Annotated in this window: 20 protein-coding genes; 15 read left to right on the forward strand and 5 right to left on the reverse strand. The window is 44.1% G+C overall.

The features are described 5' to 3' along the window. Nucleotides 1–108 precede the first annotated feature (108 nt). The 5 genes from AC6RGY_RS10615 (at nt 109) to AC6RGY_RS10635 (ending at nt 3,026) form a co-directional block, all read left to right on the forward strand. Nucleotides 109–789, forward strand: a complete 681-nt coding sequence (locus tag AC6RGY_RS10615; RefSeq protein WP_499862793.1) for an SOS response-associated peptidase — start codon at nt 109–111, stop codon at nt 787–789. A 252-nt stretch (nt 790–1,041) separates the two neighbouring features. Then, the gene (locus AC6RGY_RS10620; RefSeq protein WP_499862795.1) at nt 1,042–1,590 is read left to right on the forward strand and encodes a peroxiredoxin; all 549 of its coding nucleotides are present in this window, start codon (nt 1,042–1,044) and stop codon (nt 1,588–1,590) included. Between the two features lie 96 nt (nt 1,591–1,686). Then, nucleotides 1,687–2,133 carry a redoxin domain-containing protein gene (locus AC6RGY_RS10625; protein WP_499863123.1) on the forward strand — a complete coding sequence of 149 codons (447 nt, stop codon included), beginning with the start codon at nt 1,687–1,689 and terminating at the stop codon, nt 2,131–2,133. Between the two features lie 18 nt (nt 2,134–2,151). Further along, nucleotides 2,152–2,538 (forward strand): glycine cleavage system protein GcvH, encoded by a 387-nt coding sequence (gene gcvH / locus AC6RGY_RS10630; RefSeq protein WP_499862797.1) that lies wholly within the window; start codon nt 2,152–2,154, stop codon nt 2,536–2,538. A 155-nt stretch (nt 2,539–2,693) separates the two neighbouring features. After that, the gene (locus AC6RGY_RS10635; RefSeq protein ID WP_499862799.1) at nt 2,694–3,026 is read left to right on the forward strand and encodes a DUF2553 family protein; all 333 of its coding nucleotides are present in this window, start codon (nt 2,694–2,696) and stop codon (nt 3,024–3,026) included. Nucleotides 3,027–3,105: 79 nt separating this feature from the next. On the opposite strand, the gene udk is transcribed toward AC6RGY_RS10635, so the two are convergent. From udk to AC6RGY_RS10650, 3 genes are all read right to left on the reverse strand, one after another. Further along, nucleotides 3,106–3,726: a uridine kinase gene (gene udk / locus AC6RGY_RS10640; RefSeq protein ID WP_499862801.1), complete on the reverse strand. Its 621-nt coding sequence runs from the start codon at nt 3,724–3,726 to the stop codon at nt 3,106–3,108. A 267-nt stretch (nt 3,727–3,993) separates the two neighbouring features. Next, nucleotides 3,994–5,577, reverse strand: a complete 1,584-nt coding sequence (pckA, locus tag AC6RGY_RS10645; RefSeq protein WP_499862802.1) for a phosphoenolpyruvate carboxykinase (ATP) — start codon at nt 5,575–5,577, stop codon at nt 3,994–3,996. 347 nt (nt 5,578–5,924) lie between these two features. Continuing rightward, the gene (locus AC6RGY_RS10650; protein ID WP_499862804.1) at nt 5,925–6,227 is read right to left on the reverse strand and encodes a hypothetical protein; all 303 of its coding nucleotides are present in this window, start codon (nt 6,225–6,227) and stop codon (nt 5,925–5,927) included. A gap of 268 nt (nt 6,228–6,495) precedes the next feature. On the opposite strand from AC6RGY_RS10650, the gene AC6RGY_RS10655 reads away from it, so the two are divergent. Genes AC6RGY_RS10655 through AC6RGY_RS10665 form a run of 3 tightly spaced genes read left to right on the forward strand, consistent with a single transcriptional unit; the run spans nt 6,496 to nt 9,327 of the window. After that, on the forward strand, nt 6,496–7,110 hold the full coding sequence (locus AC6RGY_RS10655) for a hypothetical protein (RefSeq protein WP_499862805.1): 615 nt from the start codon (nt 6,496–6,498) through the stop codon (nt 7,108–7,110). Further along, complete coding sequence (gene pglZ / locus AC6RGY_RS10660; protein ID WP_499862807.1) at nt 7,107–9,140, forward strand: BREX-1 system phosphatase PglZ type A; 2,034 nt, start codon at nt 7,107–7,109, stop codon at nt 9,138–9,140. Before AC6RGY_RS10655 ends, pglZ begins: the two co-directional genes overlap by 4 nt. 1 nt (nt 9,141) lies before the next feature. After that, nucleotides 9,142–9,327 carry a hypothetical protein gene (locus AC6RGY_RS10665; protein WP_499862809.1) on the forward strand — a complete coding sequence of 62 codons (186 nt, stop codon included), beginning with the start codon at nt 9,142–9,144 and terminating at the stop codon, nt 9,325–9,327. 200 nt (nt 9,328–9,527) lie between these two features. Here AC6RGY_RS10665 and AC6RGY_RS10670 read toward each other — a convergent pair whose 3' ends face one another. After that, nucleotides 9,528–11,057 (reverse strand): VWA domain-containing protein, encoded by a 1,530-nt coding sequence (locus AC6RGY_RS10670; RefSeq protein ID WP_499862811.1) that lies wholly within the window; start codon nt 11,055–11,057, stop codon nt 9,528–9,530. 581 nt (nt 11,058–11,638) lie between these two features. Between AC6RGY_RS10670 and AC6RGY_RS10675 the strand changes: the two genes are divergently transcribed. Next, nucleotides 11,639–13,093, forward strand: coding sequence for an alanine/glycine:cation symporter family protein (locus AC6RGY_RS10675; RefSeq protein ID WP_499862813.1), 1,455 nt, complete (start codon nt 11,639–11,641; stop codon nt 13,091–13,093). Nucleotides 13,094–13,173: 80 nt separating this feature from the next. Here AC6RGY_RS10675 and AC6RGY_RS10680 read toward each other — a convergent pair whose 3' ends face one another. Then, nucleotides 13,174–13,533 carry a zinc-binding dehydrogenase gene (locus AC6RGY_RS10680; protein ID WP_499862815.1) on the reverse strand — a complete coding sequence of 120 codons (360 nt, stop codon included), beginning with the start codon at nt 13,531–13,533 and terminating at the stop codon, nt 13,174–13,176. 385 nt (nt 13,534–13,918) lie between these two features. Between AC6RGY_RS10680 and AC6RGY_RS10685 the strand changes: the two genes are divergently transcribed. The 6 genes from AC6RGY_RS10685 (at nt 13,919) to AC6RGY_RS10710 (ending at nt 20,217) form a co-directional block, all read left to right on the forward strand. Next, complete coding sequence (locus AC6RGY_RS10685; protein WP_499862817.1) at nt 13,919–15,358, forward strand: alanine/glycine:cation symporter family protein; 1,440 nt, start codon at nt 13,919–13,921, stop codon at nt 15,356–15,358. 176 nt (nt 15,359–15,534) lie between these two features. Beyond that, nucleotides 15,535–15,933, forward strand: coding sequence for a S1 RNA-binding domain-containing protein (locus AC6RGY_RS10690; protein WP_499862819.1), 399 nt, complete (start codon nt 15,535–15,537; stop codon nt 15,931–15,933). Nucleotides 15,934–16,036: 103 nt separating this feature from the next. Continuing rightward, entirely contained in the window at nt 16,037–16,468 is a 432-nt protein-coding gene (locus AC6RGY_RS10695) for a ferritin-like domain-containing protein (RefSeq protein WP_499862821.1), read from the forward strand. 317 nt (nt 16,469–16,785) lie between these two features. Next, nucleotides 16,786–17,673 carry a DUF6612 family protein gene (locus tag AC6RGY_RS10700; RefSeq protein ID WP_499862824.1) on the forward strand — a complete coding sequence of 296 codons (888 nt, stop codon included), beginning with the start codon at nt 16,786–16,788 and terminating at the stop codon, nt 17,671–17,673. Nucleotides 17,674–18,151: 478 nt separating this feature from the next. Further along, entirely contained in the window at nt 18,152–19,237 is a 1,086-nt protein-coding gene (gene pdhA, locus AC6RGY_RS10705; protein ID WP_499862827.1) for a pyruvate dehydrogenase (acetyl-transferring) E1 component subunit alpha, read from the forward strand. Further along, entirely contained in the window at nt 19,237–20,217 is a 981-nt protein-coding gene (locus AC6RGY_RS10710; RefSeq protein WP_499862830.1) for an alpha-ketoacid dehydrogenase subunit beta, read from the forward strand. Before pdhA ends, AC6RGY_RS10710 begins: the two co-directional genes overlap by 1 nt. Nucleotides 20,218–20,237 lie beyond the last annotated feature (20 nt).

Genomic DNA, 20,237 nt, shown 5'->3' on the forward strand with positions numbered 1-20,237 from the left:
TAGAGACTATAGAATCATTCTGTCTGCGTGCGTTCGGAGTTTCGGAAAGAAAGCCATGAGTGTAAGTTATGTCATGGGAAGAAGTCACTTTAAAAAAGAGGGATGCCAATGTGTGGACGGTTTAGTCTGACGGTGGAACTTTCGGAGGTACTAGATCGTTTTCATGTAAGTATGGATAAGGAGCAAGCAGAGTTTGCTCCTCGCTATAATGTGGCACCAACACAAGCTTTTCCGGTTGTTGTGGAAGATAGTGAGACGCGGGAACGGCAGTTAAAAGAGATGCAGTGGGGACTGATTCCACGTTGGTCGAAAGATGAAACGATGGGAAGTCGCTTAATCAATGCGCGAAGCGAGACCGTATTAGAGAAGCCAGCATTCCGTCGTTCGTTTCGTCGGCATCGCTGTCTCGTACCTGCGGATGGATTCTATGAATGGGTACAGACAGATGAGGGAGGAAAAGTGCCTTTTCGTGTGGTGAAAAAAGAAGGAGGTCTGTTTGCTTTTGCGGGCTTATGGGACGAGTGGAAGTCTGAAAGCGGAGAAGAACGGAGAACCTTCACGATTATCACACGGGAAGCGGATGCGTCGTTTCGCTCAATCCATCACCGTATGCCGGTGATTCTTCCGCAAGAGGAGGAAGAGACGTGGATCCATCATGAATCCGGGCAAACAGAGAGACTGCTAACCTTATTGAACGGGTTATCGGCTGATGCTCTCAAGAGCTATCCCGTAGCGAAGATGGTTAATTCACCCAGAAATGATCAGCCGGCTTGTATTGAGCCCGTGTAAATCAGGGGACTCTTTACTTTGATAAAAATAAATGATAGTAGTGAAAGTGACAATCAATGAACGAAAATGGTTCGCAAATAATATTGAGTTTAAGATAGTATTGACTGTAAACAGACCCAGTGGTAAGGTAGGAATAGGATTGATAAGAGTGAGCGGTCAGCTTATTCTCCCTCGATCAAGAGATTGGTTAAGGGGGGATTGAAGCATGCTCTCTCCCGAATACTTAAAAGATGGTATAGGAGGAAGGTAAACATGGCGAATCGTCTTGTAGGGCTTCCAGCACCTAATTTTGAAATGGAAAGCACCAAAAACCTCGAAACTTTAGATGAAAAAGTAAGGCTATCTGATTATGAAGGGAAATGGGTTATTCTCTTCTTCTACCCGATGGACTTCACTTTCGTATGTCCCACTGAAATTACGGCATTGAGCGATCGCTACGAAGAATTTGCTGACCTTGATACCGAAATCATCGGTGTAAGCACCGACACTGTTTTTACTCACCGTGCTTGGATCAATACCTCCCGCGATGAGAATGGTCTCGGAGAAGTGAAGTATCCGCTTGCAGCAGATCATAACCACAAAGTAAGCCGTGAATACGGTGTGCTGATCGAAGAAGAAGGCATTGCACAGCGCGGTCTCTTCATCATTGATCCAGAAGGTATCTTGCGTTATCAAGTGGTAACGGATGATAACGTGGGTCGTAGCGTAGATGAAACCCTTCGTGTATTGCTCGCACTTCAATCGGGTGGTCTCTGTCCTTCCGACTGGAAGCCAGGCGACAAGCATCTTGTTAAATCATAAAGAATGTTAAATACTTATGAAAAGGTCTAACGAATGTTGTTAGGCCTTTTCAACAATGGAAAAAGAACATGATGAAGAGGAGGTATTTTTATGCCAATGCGTTTACGTACAGACATGCCCGAACTTGCAGGAGCAACGGAGTGGGTTAATGGAGAAATTTCCAAGAGTGAAGTAGCGGGAAAGCCGGTGTTGGTTCATTTTTGGTCGATTAGCTGTGGCATGTGCAAGAAAAGCTTACCGGACATCAATGAAATGCGAGAAAAATTTAAGGAACAAGATTTGCAACTGATTGGGATTCATATGCCGCGTTCAGAGAAAGATACGGATGAAGAAGCGGTGAAAGAAACCATTGAGAAATATGAATTGAAGCACCCGCAAGCAATTGATAATCAACATAGCATTGTGGATGCGTTTGAGAATCAATTTGTCCCTGCCTTCTATTTGTTTGATCAAGAAGGGAAATTGCGTCACCGCGCTGCGGGTGAGAAGGCGCTTAGCATGCTACAAAATCCACTCCACCGTGTACTGGGAATCAAAGAATAGCCTGAAAGGGATGAGATCATGAATCTACCAAAGGAATTGCGTTATAGTGATGAACACGAATGGGTAAAAGAAGAAGGTGGCTCGAAAGTACGGATCGGTATTACTGATTTTGCACAGTCGGAGCTCGGAGATATCGTTTTTGTTGAGTTGCCAGAAGAAGGCGATGAAATCACAGTGAACGAACCGTTTGGAAGCGTGGAGTCCGTGAAGACGGTTTCTGAATTGTATGCTCCTGTTAGCGGAAAAGTTGTAGAAGTGAACGGCGAGTTAGAAGATTCTCCAGAAAACGTAAATGAAGTTCCTTATGAAGGTGGATGGATGGTCGTCGTGGAACTTTCCGATTCGGGTGATCTAGAGAAATTGATGAGTGCTGACAAATATGGAGCCATGGTTTCTGGCGAATAAGTCAAAACGTCTCTTGAAAGCGGAACATGATCCACGAAGGGAATAGCTCTAGTGAGAGAAAAAGGCTGGTTATCTGTGTTTTGTTCACAGTGTGACCAGCCATCCGCTCTGCCCTATAAATTAAGAATAGTTAGTCAAATAAAAGCAGATATAGGATGAAGGAAACAAAACTGGATATACTAATAAGTAAGGCAGGGCGACTACAAACGAAACAGATGGATAAAATCGATGTGAAAGCAAAGGTTCGTAAAGGAGGAAATCAGTTGGCGCAATCGATGAACATCACTAAAAATGTCACCGGTCGAATGGACAATGGCAACATGGTTCTTTACTACAACCAGCGTTCCATCGGTTCCATCGACTTACAAAGTAAACAAATGAGTTTAGTGGATGGCTATGAAGCACGGGGTTCCGATATTTTTACCAATCAAGCAGTTTCCCCAGAAGAAGGGCGCTATGTAGAGGATTGCGATATGGGCTGGTGCTAATCCCACATAAAAAGAGCCTACTGGTTGGACCTAGTGGGCTCTTTTTATTTCCTTTTAACTTGTTTTCGTTGTCTATCTTCTACGATTTAGCCAAGTAGGAGCGTACTTGATTCACTAAAATATTGATGGCGACTTCATTATATCCACCCTCGGGAATAATGAGGTCAGCATAACGTTTGCTAGGCTCAATAAATTGCAGATGCATGGGTCGTACGACACTCAGGTATTGGTCGATGACTGAATCGAGTGTCCGCCCTCGATCCTTTGTATCTCGCTCGATCCGACGTAAAATGCGTACATCAGCATCGGTATCCACAAAGATCTTGACATCCAGGAGGTCACGCAGGCGTTCATCCTCTAAAATTAAAATCCCTTCTAGGATGACAACTTCTTTGGGTTCGAGCAATACGGTTTCGTGTGAACGTGTATGATGCGTATAATCATAAACCGGCTTTTTAACGGGCTCGTATCGGCGGAGTTGAAGGAGTTGTTCGATCAATAAGTCATTGTCAAAAGCTAACGGGTGATCATAGTTGGTTTTGACACGCTCACTTATGGATAGGTGAGATTGATCTCGATAGTAGGCATCTTGCTCTAACATGACAACCGAATCGGAAAATTGTCCGCAGATCTTGCGTGCTACTGTCGTTTTGCCGGAACCGCTACCGCCTGCAACCCCGATTACTACTGGTCGGTTCATTGGTTTGGTATATCCTTTCTACTCACTCTTCTCTGCATAATTTCTTCTCTAGGCTTCACTTTTCCCTTGATGATCATAGCAATAGCTGGTCCAATTTGCAAGTAGAAAAAACAACCTCGTGTGTGAAGAGGCTTTATTTAAACTCCGAGAAATTATAGGAAGAACGTTGCCTTTGCTCTTCCCGGTCTCTCGGGGGGAGTTGAGGCAACGTTCTTTGTTTGATGCGCGCAAATGTTTGGTGATGGTTCATGCAGGCGTTTGTATACTCTACTCTGTTACAGGTCCCGCAGCTCGGATTTCGCTAGACACACCGGTAAATCGTTCGGCGTTTTGCTTGAAAAGAGCGGCCAGTTCCGCAGCCTTGTGGTCATATGCTTTTTTATCTGACCAGGTATTACGTGGATTAAAAAGGGTTGCTGGAATTTCAGGACAGGAAGTAGGAATAGAGAGACCGAAGACAGGGTCTACTTCAAACGATTGTTGCTCCAACGTTCCATCGATCGCATAGCTGACCATTTTGCGTGTATAGCTTAGTTTCATCCGTTTGCCTTCGCCATAAGGTCCGCCGGTCCATCCGGTATTAACGAGGTAACACCGTACGTTATGCTTGAGTATTTTCTCTCCTAACATATCCGCATAAACGGATGCAGGTCGAGGTAAAAAGGGAGCGCCGAAGCAGGCAGAGAAGGTAGCTTCCGGTTCTGTAATGCCTCTTTCGGTTCCTGCCAACTTACTGGTGTAACCGGATAGGAAGTGATACATTGCTTGTTCTGTTGTTAATTTGGCGATCGGCGGGAGAACACCAAAGGCATCTGCCGTGAGGAAGATGATGACTTTGGGAATCGTGCCGGTCCCTGGTATACGTGCATCTGGGATGAAGTCGACTGGATAGGCAACGCGTGTATTTTCGGTGAGGCGGTTATCGTTAAAGTCTGGCGTACGGTCTTCCTTTAACATGACATTCTCCAAGACGGAGCCAAAGCGAATAGCATTCCAAATCTGTGGTTCTTTCTCTTCTGAAAGTCCGATACATTTTGCGTAGCAACCACCTTCGATATTGAAAATACCGTGGTCGGACCAGCCATGTTCATCATCGCCGATCAAATAACGATCAGGGTCAGCAGACAAGGTGGTTTTTCCTGTGCCGGATAGACCGAAGAAAAGAGAGACATCTTCGGTCTCCTTGCCACTATTGGCCGAGCAATGCATCGGGAGAACATCTTGTTCTGGTAGCAGGAAGTTCATTACGCCAAAGATGGACTTCTTGATTTCTCCTGCATAGTGTGTTCCGCCGATGAGTACCATGCGTCGTTCAAAGCTAACGGCGATAAAGGTTTCCGAATGGGTCCCATCTACTTCTGGATCGGCTTTACACTCTGGTACGCTAATGACGGTAAATTGAGGTTCATGAGTGAGTAGTTCTTCCTCTGTGGGACGGACAAATAACTGATGAACAAATAAGTTCTGCCAAGCTTTTTCGTTGATTACCTGGAGAGGCAAGCGGTAAGGCCCTTCTGCTCCAGCGAAGCCACGAAAGACGAAAGTTTCTCGTTGCTCCAAATGGGCTTTCACTTTTTGGAAAAGACGCTCAAAAGTAGCAGGCGCCATCGGCTGGTTGACCGTACCCCATTCCACTTTGTCATGTATGGATGGTTCATCAACAATATATTTATCTTTGGGCGATCGACCCGTATATTTTCCTGTTGTTACTTGAAAAGCTCCGTGATCCGTGAGCTTCCCTTCCTGTCGTTCCAAAGCTTTTTCTACCAGGAGAGGGACCGGCAGGTTGTCATGCACAGGTCCATTAAATGTGATTCCAGTTTGTTTATTTGTTCCATATTGAGTACTCATCCGTCCAACCTTCCTTTTGGAGATACATTATTTTATGGGAATGTACATCATACGTCACTATACGTCGGAAAAAGTATAACACATTTTTCAATTCAGTTGAAATCAGGCATACTGAAATGTCATCCGTTTGTAATTTTTAAGACTATGTAGAATCTATCTACTCATCATCCATTCACGTTAGCTCTACCCGTTACTAAACGTAATTTATCATAAAAAGGTTGCCTTTGAAAAAGGAAAGAACAATCAATCTTTTTAATACTTATATTTAAAAATATTCAATTTATAAGAGGTAGAGATTATTAAGTGGTGCAACCATTCGGTTGCACCTATATTTGTTAAATAGTAGATTATAGACTTGCAATAATAGTGCGACAAGTAGTTCGTAAAGAGTCGAGAGCGCCGACGGTTGCTGCAAAGCTATCAGCGTCAATCGCATCGATGACGGCTTGAATATCGGTTTCTACAGCTGTTTGATTTGCTGCAGAAAGGATGCTAAAGACACTTCTTGTGAGCAAGTACTGATAAGCCGCACGAACGATCATTTTCCCAAAATCACTGAAGGCACCGGGATTGCCTTTAAGGCCGGCAGATACGATGGTCGTAAAACGAAGTAATGAACCGAGTAGGCTTTTCTGTGGATTACTCGCCATATTTTCACCTCCTCTTCTGAAGAGATGAAGTGATGCGGGAGAGAAGGAGGAGGGGTGTGAGTGGTGGTTTCCGTTCTTTTTTTCTCTCTCCCGCATCTACTATATTTATATGCAATTTAAGAGAGAAGGTTCGGGTTTTAATAGAATTTAGATTGATGCAACGAGGGATGTATTCTCCATTCAAGGTATTTATTTGATTACTATAATCTGATTACTATAATCATATAGAATTAATAGTATGAAGATAGATTGAAGGGAGAAGAGTGTGATGAGTTCGCAAGCATATAGAAAGCAGGAGCAACAATATCTGAACAAGACGATTCAGGTGATTGAAAGACAAATAAAAGAGAACGAAGCGCTCTGTCAAAAGCATGCCCGAGATGACGTGGAAGAAAAAATGGGTCAGGTTCATAAGAAAGCCCTGGTTGCTTTGGAGCGATCCCGATCCAATCCATACTTTGATAGATTGGATTTTAAAGATCAATATGGTGAAGATACGATTTATATTGGGAAAAGCGGAGTAGAAGAAAAGGGGGACTTGGTTGTTGTCGATTGGCGAACCGAACTAGGGAAAATTTATAACGCGTATCATGGAGTGCGTGAAGATTTTTATCTGCATGATGATCCGAAACAAAAAGTGAAGATTCAGCGCAAACGGGCGATTACGATCCGCAATGACCAAGTGGAGAAGGTATTCGATGTGGGGAAAACGGAGGTAGTGGAAACCGAATCTGGAGAGAAAATCAAGATGATGGACCTGGAGAAACCACAAACCTTTTTTCTTCTCTATGCTCCCTTTGCCAGACCCGAACCACATGCCGATTTTTATTGGACTTATTCTTGTGTTCAGTTGAGTTTCAAGCTGATGATGTTGCGCTATTGATCGAAGAATTAGGTCTGAATCCGATGGTAGGTCGCTCCTTCCTCCGGGAGTATCGCTCTTTCTTTCAAGAGAAACGATGGAAAGAACGGTTTAAGAAGCTGATGCCAGTGGAAGCAGGAGAAAGTGAGCTTCAACTGACAGTATTGGCCGTGTTGACGCGGGCTAGGCGAGCGCAAATGGATGCTATTTTTCGAGCGGTCCTAGCCGAAGGCTGGGAAGTGGAAGAGCATCCAGCGATGAAACGGATCGAAAAATGGGGCTCGCTTAAACATTTCTATGAGATACTGTATGCACATTACGGGATCGAAGTTGCTGAAGAGTCGTCATTAAAGGAGGTCCTGATGACGATTGTCCATAGCCATGTGATCAGTCATGCTTCTGAGATGGGTAAGGTACTCCCTGACTATGCAACCCGTACTCCCAATGCCTGTCAAGTATTTCTGGATGACTGGTTTAATGAAGAGCGAGGGAGAGAAGAATTAAAACCTCTCTTGCGAAAAATAGAAGTGGAGTGGGGACTGGAAAAGAAGCGTGGTTCTTTGGTGAGGGAACAAGTGGCTGACTGTATGACCTTTCCTAAGATCGACGAATGGATCATAGATGATTTACGTCGGCAAATCTATGAACATGCGATCCGTGATGAAACGGTTCAACAACTAATTGAACAACGTCAACAAAGCTATTGGGCACAGGAGTCCTCTCAGTCTATTGCTTATCGCTTCCTCTCACTTGCGTCCACTTTTCGTTCGTATAAGGAAAGAAAAAACGAACATTACCAATTGGTCACAGACGCTTGGTTGCGAGCTTATACTGAGCATGATTATATAGTGGATCAAACGTACCGTCTTCTCATGCAAGCATACAAGGAGATTGAAGAAGCGGATGAATGGCATCCGTTATGTGATCAATTAACAACCTGGTATGAAAGCGAGTTCCTGCCTCGTATGGCTGGTTACACGGATCAAGTGTTAGAACGGAAGTTAGCTGGGCAATGGCCACTGGAGGGTGTTACACAGCAACAGGACTTTTTCACTGCGATAGTGGAACCGCTCTTGGAAAAAACGAATGAGCGGATCTTTGTCGTCATATCGGATGGTCTCCGTTATGAAGCCGGGGCCCAGTTGGTCGCTCAGCTGGGTCAGCGTCTTAACGCTGAAGTGGATTTAGAAGCAATGCAAGCTACTCTTCCTACCTATACGCAACTAGGAATGGCCAGTCTCCTCCCAGGGAAGGTGACAGGGATCGATAAGAATGGCTCTGTGGAAGTGGATGGCGCTTCTACTAAGGGTCTTGTGGCAAGAGGAAACGTCTTAAAGGCGAAAGTTTCGCAGTCGGTTGCTCTTAAACTAGAAGATCTGATGCAGATGGGAAAGGAAGAAGGAGCATCCGTCTTGCGTGGGAAAAAGTTAGTCTACCTTTATCATAACCGCATCGATGCCATTGGTGATCAACAAAGTACCGAAGCGTCCACCTTTGATGCTGTTGATCAAACCATCGCGGAGTTGGCTACAGCTGTTGGGAAACTATCTGGCACCTTTGCTGCGAAGCGCGTCTTTATTACTGCTGATCACGGGTTCCTGTTTCAGCGAGAACAGGTAGGGAAGGAACAGATGATTAAACCACCACAAGGCGATCTCTTGGAGATGAACCGTCGCTTCGCGATAGGCAAAGGACTCTCATTACCAGAGGGGGCAGAAAAGGTTTCTCTTTCGTGCCTTGGCAGTGACTTGGAAGCGGTCATTGCAAAAGGGATTAATCGCTTTACTTCTGGTGGAGGGAAGCGCTATGTGCATGGAGGAGCGATGCCACAAGAAGCCATTCTCCCTCTGATTCAGTATCGAGAACGTCGAGGAACGTCTAGGCGCTCACAGGAGCGGTATGTAGATGTTCGGGTAGCCACGCGTTCCAAAGTACTGACAGACTACCGTTTTCAAATCGTGTTCTTTCAAGAACATAAGGTATCACAAGAATACCGACCCCGTCACCTTCGGATTGCCCTCTATCAAGGGGAGGAAACGGATCTCCAATGAAGTGACACTCGTTTTTGATCGGCAGGAGGAAGCGCAGTACCGCCACCTGACGGTACCGTTCTCTCTGATCGAAGATCAGTATCCCCTGGGGCAGACGTGTGTGCTACGGATGGAGGATGTGACGGGAGCTAAGACGAAGGGGTATCTAGAAGAAGCTTTTGAGCTTCGCGTCCATGATTGGGAGTAAGAGATGACCGTTTCTTCGTGGGAAACTTCGTTGGATATCCGTTAATATAGCTTAAAACTTGTAAATAAAGTGGGAAGTCATACGATGAAATTTAACGCTTAAGTATTTAAATAGGGATGAATCATGAAGATGGGAAACCCAAACAAACCCTCCTATAAAAAAGGGATGTTTGGGTTTCGTAGCTCATTTTGTATTCTGACCTATTTATTGCCCCAGTTTTCTCCAGGTTCAGGTGAATTTAAATAGTAATGTGGGTATACCATTCTCCTCTGAGGCATGCGAATCTTTCCACTGCGATACCCTCCAACTCTCATGGTAGGTGATCCATCCGCTTTGTCAATTTTAAAACCATTTTCTTGCCATTGAGATTTGGCGTTTTCATAGCTATGGTATAGCTCTTTATCGATTTGGCTTCCAACTTTATTCCATTCCCGATCAAAATGATCACTCACCGCTTTCCAACGGTCACCGTCAATATATCCTCTGACCTCTATCCATTGATCTTGCGTTATTTTCCTTTTCCAGATGAGGTAGTTTAGGGAGCGTCTTAAGCGAGGTCGTTCCCTTCCAGTTGCACTTAGTGCATCATCTCGAATTTTAATAATGGAATCGTCATCTTCACTATACATCCGATCAATCGTTTCTACCGCTTGCTTAAAGGAGGTATTATTATTGCGCTCCCAATCGCGGGAATAATGACGGAAGGCCTCTTCTAAGGTGCTCTTATCTTTAACCGTTTTAAACTTGCCGCCACCTGCGGCCGCTACTTCTTTGAGTGCTTGCTGGCCGGCATTGTCTACATCAAAGCCAATAATGTTGACCACGGCTTCTATATTGGAGTCGTGCAATGCCTTTGCACTTTGGACGGGATCTCCATCACATGTTTCAATGCCATCACTTACGATGTAAACGATGTTTTTCGCCTTTTTGCTCGTCTGCTGTTTTAAATCCTGATGAGCGGCTTGGATAGAAGCGGCGAGGGGAGTCCATCCTGTAGGCTGAAATTGGTCTAGTGCCGATTGGAAATTTTCATCATCATAAGAACGGTGTTTATAAACCAATTCAGTGCTTTGGCATGATACTTTTTTGTCTTTATCGCTATTGCTTCCTTTATGTCCATAGACACGTAAAGAGAGATTAGCGTGAGCGGGAAGCTCTGAGGCAAACTGCTGAATAGCCTCTTTTGCCAATGTCATTTTGACCCCATCCTCTACTTTTCCAGCCATACTCCCACTAGCGTCTAAGATGATTTGAACGTTGAGATCTTGTTGCTGCTCTGTTTGATCGGATCCTTCTTTCTTCTCCGAATCCGTGGTAAAGATATTGCCGAAATCTTGATGGTAATCCGGATTCTTTATTTGGTTGAAACGATCTTGATATTGCTTGTAGTTTTCTCCTACTAACTTGAGCAAGAGCGCATAAACTTCTTCTTCCGTAAGTTCCGATGACATCTTGTCCAGCTCTTTTTCGACTTTCTCTTGGTCATAGCGATCACTTGCATAGATGCCTTCGCCTTCATCCGCCAATATTTCTTCTAACTCGGTGGATGGCTTGGGAGGTTGGTATGTTTTCTTGTTTTCTTTTTTTTCTTTTGCTTTGTCCTCTGGTTTTGCTATGGATTTTTCTTGCTTAGGTAAATCAGCTTGTTGGAGCAGTGTCGTACAACCGCTAGGCAGGAGCGCTAGACAAACCAAGAGAATGATCGGCTTGAATATACTCGATAAAGACAATGTCATTTCCTCCTATCTATAAATGAATGATATGAGAGCATGTGGCTACTCGCGAAGCAGATCTATCTATCTCTGGAGTTAAGTATAGACCCACGGTGGTCTATGAAGTCTTTGGGAAAGGTGTAATATAACTCTATTATGTAATGAATGGTAGAAGGGGTCAACCAAGATTCTTCTATGAATGCTATATATGACATCACTAGCAAGGTATAAAATGATTGATACAGGGATGAGGGATCTGGATAGGTTATGAAAGTCTCCACTTAACGAAATCAGGTTTCACTAAGTGAAATAACTAGCCTTGAAGAGAAGGGTGAAATCTCACCCTAGGAATGGTAGGAAGATGGGTGAGCGGTGTTTCCTTGAGAGACTCTGAGCCGTGGATCAGGCAGCGATAGGAGATGCCGTCGCCCATTAAGCACGCACTGAGAGAACCTGAAGCTCCCATGTTGACTGCTCTCACCCGAGGCGTGTGGCACTAAACATGTGGGTTTTTTATGCAATTCTTTATATAGACAAAAATTTGACACAAAGGGGCCTTGATAGTATATTTAGATAAATGAATAAAAGGAGGTTGGTTGATGTTGGGTGCTATTTCGGAATTCTTTGTTTTAGTGGTAGATTTCCTAAATGAATACCTCTGGTCTTATGTATTGATTGCGTTGTTACTAGGGGTGGGTGTCTATTTCACCATCCGCACCAAAGGGGTTCAAATTACTTACTTAAAAGAGATGTTCCGTGTTCTTTTTGACAAAGCCGCCATCTCTTTGGACGACAAGAAACAGATTTCTTCGATGCAAGCGTTTTTGATCGGGGCGGCGACCCGGATCGGGACGGGGAACTTGGCTGGAGTGGCGACGGCCATTGCTATTGGTGGACCAGGTGCCGTCTTCTGGATGTGGATCGTAGCTCTCTTGGGAGGAGCGACGGCTTTCGTAGAAAGTACCTTAGCGCAGATCTACAAGGTGAAAGAGAAAGTTGGTTTTAAAGGAGGTCCTGGCTACTATATTCAAAAGCAGTTAGGTGCCAAGTGGTTGAGTACGATCTTCGCGATCACCATTATCGCAAGCTTCGGTCTAACTTTTAACGCTGTACAAAGTAACACAATTTCAGAAGCATTCTCCACTTCTTTCGAGTTTGAATCTTGGTGGATTGCTGTAGCACTTACGATTATGACAGCAGCTATTATTTTCGGTGGAATTAAGAGAATTGCCCGTTTCTCCGAAATTATTGTGCCATTTATGGCGATCTTTTATATTATTTTGGCTACTTATGTTTTCTTTGCGAATATCTCTGCTGTACCAGAAGTTATCTCTCTTATCTTTAAAAGTGCTTTTGGATTGGAGCAAGCAGTTGGTGGTGGATTTGGTGCCGCTATCTTAATGGGTGTGAAGCGGGGGCTCTTCTCTAACGAAGCGGGTATGGGGAGTGCTCCGAATGCTGCCGCAACCGCAACCGTATCGCACCCAGCAAAACAAGGATTTATTCAATCACTCGGGGTCTTTTTTGACACGATTTTGGTTTGTAGTGCGACTGCATTCATCATTTTGCTGTCGGGTGTAGAGGGATCGGAAGATGGCCTCAATGGGATTGCACTTACACAGGAGTCCATGAACATACACTTTGGTGGCGATTGGGCCGGTATATTCTTGGCCATAGCAATCTTCACTTTTGCCTTTAGTTCCATTATTGGGAGCTATTACTACGGAGAAGCGAACATTAGCTTTATCAATAAAAGCAAAACGGGCTTATTCATCTACCGTTTGTTCGCTCTCGGAATGATCGCTTTTGGTGCGATGGCTAGTCTTGAAATTGTGTGGAAGTTAGCGGACTTGACCATGGCTTTTATGTCCCTTACGAACTTAATCGCGATTGCTCTTCTTGGTAAATTTGCTTTTGCCGCACTAAAGGATTATATAGATCAGCGAAAAGAAGGAAAAGACCCTGTCTTTTATGCGGATAGTATTGAAGGAATGAAAGGGATTGAAGCGTGGGACTATAGTCCAGAGAGTAAGAAGAAGTCCAAAGAAGCATAGTGAGTTCGTCTTTTCCCCTTCAATAGGTAGAGTAAGATTGGTAAGAGCCCAGTGGAAGCCTCCACTGGGCTCTTATTTAACTATGGGAATGTAATAACGACATCCCCTCTTTTGTGCCCCTTATCTACGTATCGATGAGCATGGACCATGTCCTCTATCCGATAGCGACGATCAATGACGGGTCGAAGCTTTCCAACTTCAATCAGTTCATTGAGATAAAGCAATTCCTCTTCAGGCAGGCAGACATATTCGGCATAAGTACCCTTGCTACAAAACCCATAGACAGAGTCTCCCTTTTTAAAGTTCTTCATTTCTTTTCCGACCGACTCAATGATCCCAGCTAGATACATACCTAGAATGGGTCTTTTTGGTTTTCTAAGCCCGATGGCTACTTTGGAAATGGGCCAAAGCGGCAAGGATTGGCGGTTGCCCTGTCTCATTCTTGTATCTCCTGAAGAGACCTTTGTTGCACATACCTTAATGAGGATTTCGTGGTTTTGAGGAATGGGCTTTCCTACTTCTTGCAGCTGTAGCACCTCTGGTGCTCCATACTGGTATACAGAACCGCTTTTATTTCATCGCCCTTTCATAATAATTAGATATTAGAACTTTCCAATTAATTGTATGTGAAGGTCATTTTAGATACAATACTGTGATTTACCTACCTTAATTTCATTTCCTTAGGCGATTTCTTGGATAATCTATCATGTTATTCTATTAAAAAACCAATAATTCCAATAAAATTATCTTTCATTTTTGTTAAGTTCATATTAAGATAGAAACTATTAAAAATAAAGATTATTTATGTGGAGGTGGCGAAGATAAATGTTTGACTTCTTTGTGAATAGCGTAGATTTCTTAAACAATATCTTATGGTCTTATATTTTGATCGGTTTATTATTGGGTTTAGGAATTTATTTTACTATTCGTACGAACTTTGTTCAGATTCGTTATTTCAAAGAGATGGTTCGCGTTCTATTCGAAAAATCGTCTATTTCGAAAAAAGGGAAAGATGAGATCTCGGCCATGCAAGCGTTCATGATTGGGGCGGCGACCCGAATTGGAACAGGGAATATCGCGGGTGTGGCGACTGCGATTGCAGCTGGGGGTCCAGGGGCCATTTTTTGGATGTGGCTCGTTGCTGTTTTAGGAGGAGCGACTGCATTCGTGGAAAGTACGTTGGCGCAGATCTATAAAGTGAAAGATAAGGTTGGTTATAAAGGAGGTCCTGCTTATTACATTCAAAAGCAGATTGGCTCTAAAGCAATGAGTATTGCGTTTGCTATCGGAATCATCCTCAGTTTTGGACTGATTTTTAACTCCGTACAAAGTAATACCATTTCGGAAGCCTTCACTAACTCCTTCTCCATTGATCCCGCTATCATCGCGATTGGGTTAACCGTGATTGTTGGTCTGATTATCTTTGGTGGGGTAACTAGGATTGCCCGTGTTTCAGAAACGATCGTTCCTGTTATGGCAGTCTTCTATATGCTTTTGGCACTATATGTAACAGTTATGAATTTACCAGAGATCCCTGCTATGTTGCTGATGATCGTTAAAAGTGCTTTTGGCATTCAAGAGATCGTGGGTGGCGGTATGGGTGCTGCCATTATGATGGGAGTAAAGCGTGGCTTGTTCTCTAATGAAGCAGGGATGGGGAGTGCTCCCAATGCTGCTGCAACAGCAGAAGTTTCTCACCCCGTCAAACAAGGGTTCATTCAAGCACTGGGAGTCTTCTTTGACACCTTGTTGGTATGTACCGCAACTGCCTCTATTATATTCTTATCCGGGGTGCAAGGTTCAGAAGAGTTGACAGGGGTCAACTTGACACAAGCTGCGATGGATGTTCATTTCGGTGGAAGTTGGGCCGGTATCTTCCTTGCGGTGGCAGTCTTCACCTTTGCCTTTAGTTCCATCATTGGTAGTTATTATTATGGAGAGACCAATATTCGCTTTATCAATGAGAACAAGTGGGTGTTGTTTGCCTACCGGGTAGCGGCTCTTGGGATGGTTGCTTTCGGAGCGTTAGCGAGCCTCCAGATTGTCTGGAGTTTGGCTGACTTGGCAATGGCGATCATGTCTTTTATTAACTTGATTGCGATTATGATGATTGGTAAGTATGCTTTCGCTGCATTAAAGGATTATATGAAGCAAAGAGAACTGGGTAAGAATCCTGTCTTCTACGCCAATCAGGTTAAAGGTCTAAAAGGGGTCGAGTGTTGGCAGGAGGATGAAGAAGAGAAGCGAGCAGAGCAAGCAAGCTAAGCTAAGCAAAGTGAGTTTATTTTAGCCATAGGAGAGAGGTCTATTTGGATTCTGTTATGGAATCTTAAGAGGCTTCTCTCCTTTTTTATCAGGCGAAAGCGCGATTACGCCTATTGACTTTCCCTTAAATAAGTGTTACTTTTGTACAGGATGAATATTTTATCGGGAGTGTTAGGATGAGTCAGCTAACGGAAGGATCCGTCATTAGCGGCGAAGTTGTCGCAATCAAGCCCTTCGGAGCATTTGTAAAACTTGAATCCGGCGAGACGGGTCTGGTTCATATTTCGCAGATCTCTGCAAAATATGTAGAGAAAGTAGAAGATGAGTTATCGGTAGGGGATACGGTTAAAGCTAAAGTGCTAAAAGTGGATCCTTCCGGTAAGATATCTTTGTCTATCAAAGCTTTGAGTGATGATCGCCCTCGTGGTGGCAACAACAATCGCCGTGGTGGCGGTGGTGGTGGTGGCGGCCGTCGAGGTGGTCCAGGAGACTTTGAAGATATGATGAAGAAGTGGATGAAAAGCAGTGAAGAACGCTTAAGTGCTCTGGCAGCAAAGCAAAAAAAAGGCCGGTAACCCTTATCTCGCGCACCTCAATGAATATGAGGTGTGTTTTTTGTTTATCTTCCTCTTTGATGGGGTATATATCTACTAAGAGACAAAGAGGGGGCTATAATTGATGGATGCCAAAATAAAAACGTTAATTGATGGTCTGAACGAAGATTTGGGTTATGAGTATGCGGCTGTCATTCAGTATACGAATAATGCTGCTGTGGTATCGGGTCTGAGTCGTCAAATCTTGAAGCCTTTCTTTGAAGAAGAAGCGCAAGATGAGATCGGCCATGCCTCGTACTTGGCAGAGAAGATTGTGACCTTGGGTGGAGAACCGGTCGTTGAGCCCAAGCCCGTTAAAATGATTTCCGACGTTCGCTCCATGTTGCAACACGCACGGGATGAAGAATTGGCGACGATCAATCGTTATAAAGAGCGATTACAGCAAGCAGAAGATGCGGGTGAGATCGCACTTAAGATTCAGTTGGAAGATATGATTGCCGACGAAACCACTCATAAAGAGGAGATCGATCGTCTTCTGAAAGATACACGTTTTTAATACCATTAACGTAATCGATGTACATGAAGAGGTACACGAAACTTTAAATAGAAGATTTGAAGAGGCAGTCCGTGTGGGCTGTCTTTTTTCACTGGTTACTTTCTCCTTTAATCTAGTTCTAAAAGACATAATCATATGGACATTATGATATTCTTTAAGAAAGAGGAGCTAGGAATCATCATCTTGAAGGAGGGGAAGCCACTTTATAGAAGTAGCGTTGTCAAGGTAGAATAAGCAAGACAGACATTGCTAGATAAAAAAGTTGCAAGAGTCCATAAGCTTGTATGAGAAGATGAAGATGAAAAGGGGGAATCATCATGAAATGGTTGAGTATCGTGATGACACTATCTATGATCCTCATCGTGGGTGTGGGATGTAGTGATGAGAATGAAAAAAAGAAAGATGAATCCACAGAGACACCAGCTCCAGAGGTAGTGGAGGAGCCGCTAACATTGGAGCAAGTGATTGCGCAAGCGCATGAAAAGTTGGATACTACGAGTGGAATTGCATACAAAGTAGATGGAAGTCAAGAATTTGCAGTGGAAGTGGATGAACAAAAGAAACAGATTAAAACCACCACCGAAATGAAGATGAACTACACCAAAGATCCCTATGCATTGACGATCAAAGGAGAAGTAAGTGCGGGAGAGAAGAGTACACCTGTGGAAGCCTATTTGGTGGAAGGGACTTCCTATCAGAAACAGCCAAATGGGAGCTGGGTGAAGTATGAAGGGGTGGAAGCAGATTCTTCCTCTCAACTGGAATCTCCTTCTAATGAATTGGCTCATTTGCAGGGAATGTTAGATGAGATCCAGGGTCAGGAAGATCAACCGATTTCGATGACGGAAGAGAATGATTATTACGTGATTCATTTGACGTTAACGGAAGAGGAAGATCAATATATACTGGACCACTTTCAACAGCAGGTCATTGAAACCATGAAGCCTCAACTACAGCAGTCCAAGATTGAGGTTAAAGAGGAAGACATGAAGTTAAAGAAAATGGTGGAAACCATTTATATTCACAAAGAGACAATGCAACAAGAGAAGTTGGAGAAAGTGATGGAAATTGAAATCAAAAATGATCAGATCCAATTGACAGGAAAACAGGAAATGACGATGACTCATGAAGGAGAATTTGCTGAGGAGATTACGGTACCTGAGGAAGTGCAAGAAAAGGCAATCTCCCTCGATTCCTCATCGTAACGTTTGTATGCTAATCAATAGAAAGAAGAAAGCAGCTCTTGCGAGGGCTGTTTTTTATATTCTCTCTATATATTCGATTAAACTGATACATAACAGACAAAGTCATTAGTACAGTTGTTTTAAACAGATGAAAGATGTTGACGAAATAGCAATTTTGCAGGATACTATAAGGGAATGTTGATTGCAAACAGAATCTTTATATTGGGTGGTACAGATTTAAGTGTGCTTCGGATTCCTGGAAACTTGTTGTGGCAGGAAGCGCTGATTTGCGTTTGTCTCAAATGCCATAAGGGAAAGGTAAAGGAAGAAACTTAATTTTCGTGATGCATGAACCCATATAAGCGAAGGAAGTATAAGAAGGAATATGCGCTGAAGCGGAAGCCAGGATAGAACTCAAACGGAGACGAACGATGTTCATAAGGCATTTTTCATTTAAATGAAAGAGAATGGGATTCAATCTATAGGTGAGGTGACAAGTATGGCTTATCAAATACAGCCAAAGCAAGATGTAGAGATGTTTCAAATCCTAAATCCCGATGGAGAAATCAATGCGGGTCAACAAGTTCCTGATTTATCGGAAGAAGAGATCGTAGATCTATATCGTTGGATGCTTACTTTACGTACTTTTGATGGACGAGCGATCAAGTTAAACCGGCAAGGACGTCTTGGATTTTATGCTCCGCTAGGTGGACAAGAAGCTTGTCAAATTGGAGCTGTTGCTGCTTTACAGAAAAGTGATTGGTTGTTCCCCAGTTACCGTGACATGGGCGCTGCCATGTACCATGGATTGCCGATGGAGCAAGTTTTCCTTTATTCCCGAGGCCAGATGGGCGGAGGGAAAATGCCAGAAGATGTGAATGTTTTCCCGCCTCAAATCATTATCGCAGGTCACCTACTTCATGGAATGGGTTCTGCGTGGGCATTCAAACTACGCGGAGAAGAGCATGTGACCATTTCCATGTTTGGAGATGGGGCGACCTCCCAAGGGGACTTCCACGAAGCGCTTAACTTTGCCGCAGTTTACGATGCACCTACCATCTTCTTCTGTCAAAACAACCAGTATGCCATTAGTGTTCCGATTGAGAAGCAAATGAAGAGCGAAACCATTGCGCAAAAAGCGATTGCTTATGGCATAACGGGAGTGCAAGTGGATGGAAACGATATCTTTGCTCTTTATCAAGTGATCCAAGAAGCGGCTGAACGTGGACGTAAAGGAGAAGGCCCGACGTTAATCGAGGCGGTAACCTATCGAATGGGACCCCATACGATGGCCGGTGATGACCCGAAGAAATATCGGGAGGAAGAAGAAGAGAAAGAGTGGAGAGCGAAGGACCCATTAAAGCGCTTCCGTCAATATTTAGAGCGGAATGACTTATGGTCGGAAGAGCAAGAAAAGGAACATGAAGAGTCCGTACTCAATCGGATGGCAGAAGCGATTAAGAAAGTGGAGAAAATGCCGAAAGGGGCGATTGAGGACGTTATGGATGATGTATACGCTGAATCGCCGACTGATCTAGCGGCACAGAAAGAGGCGTATGTTCACTGGAAAGGGGAGAAGAAATAATGGCCACCATGACGTTGATTAAAGCGATTACGGATGGTATGCGTGCGGAAATGGAGCAAGATGACCAAGTTGTTGTATTAGGCGAAGACGTAGGTGTAAATGGCGGTGTCTTCCGTGCAACGGAGGGGTTGTACGATCAATTTGGAGAGAATCGCGTATTTGATACTCCTCTAGCAGAGTCAGGAATCATTGGTTCCGCAGTGGGTATGGCAGCAGTAGGCATGCGACCTGTGGCTGAAATTCAGTTCTTTGGTTTTGTTTATGAAACGATGGATCAAATCTGTACCCAAGCGGCACGGACGCGCTTTCGTTCTAATGGAAGGTTTACCATTCCGCTCGTGGTTCGCTCTCCTTACGGTGGTGGCGTGAAGACGCCGGAAATGCACTCGGATAGCCTGGAAGGACTCTTTTTACAAACGCCTGGTGTAAAAGTTGTGATCCCAAGTAACCCTTATGATGCCAAAGGTCTCTTAATTGCAGCAATGCGTGACCCAGATCCTGTGATCTTCCTCGAACCCATGAAATTGTATCGCTCCGTAAAAGGAGAAGTACCGGAAGAAGCTTATACGGTCCCACTTGGTAAGGCGAATGTTGTGCGTGAAGGAACGGATGTAACCTTGATTGCTTATGGTGCGATGGTACCCATGGCTCAAAAGGCGGCCGAGCAAGCAGAAAAAGAACGAGGGGCGAAAGTAGAAGTGATCGATCTGCGTACGATCGCGCCCATGGATATGGAGACGATTCTCTCCTCCGTAGAAAAAACCAACCGCGCTGTTATCGTACATGAAGCGGTCAAATCTGGAGGTGTAGGCGCGGAATTGATCGCCCGCATCAATGAAGAAGCGATTCTTCACCTGGAAGCTCCTGTTGTCCGTGTGACTGGCTTCGATACGCCTTATCCGATTTCATCGCTAGAAGATGAATGGCTTCCCTCTCCAGATCGTATTGTAGCTGGTATTAATAAAGTGCTCGATTTTTAACCGTTAAAGGAGGAAGATCG

The organism is Mechercharimyces mesophilus, from assembly GCF_059818345.1.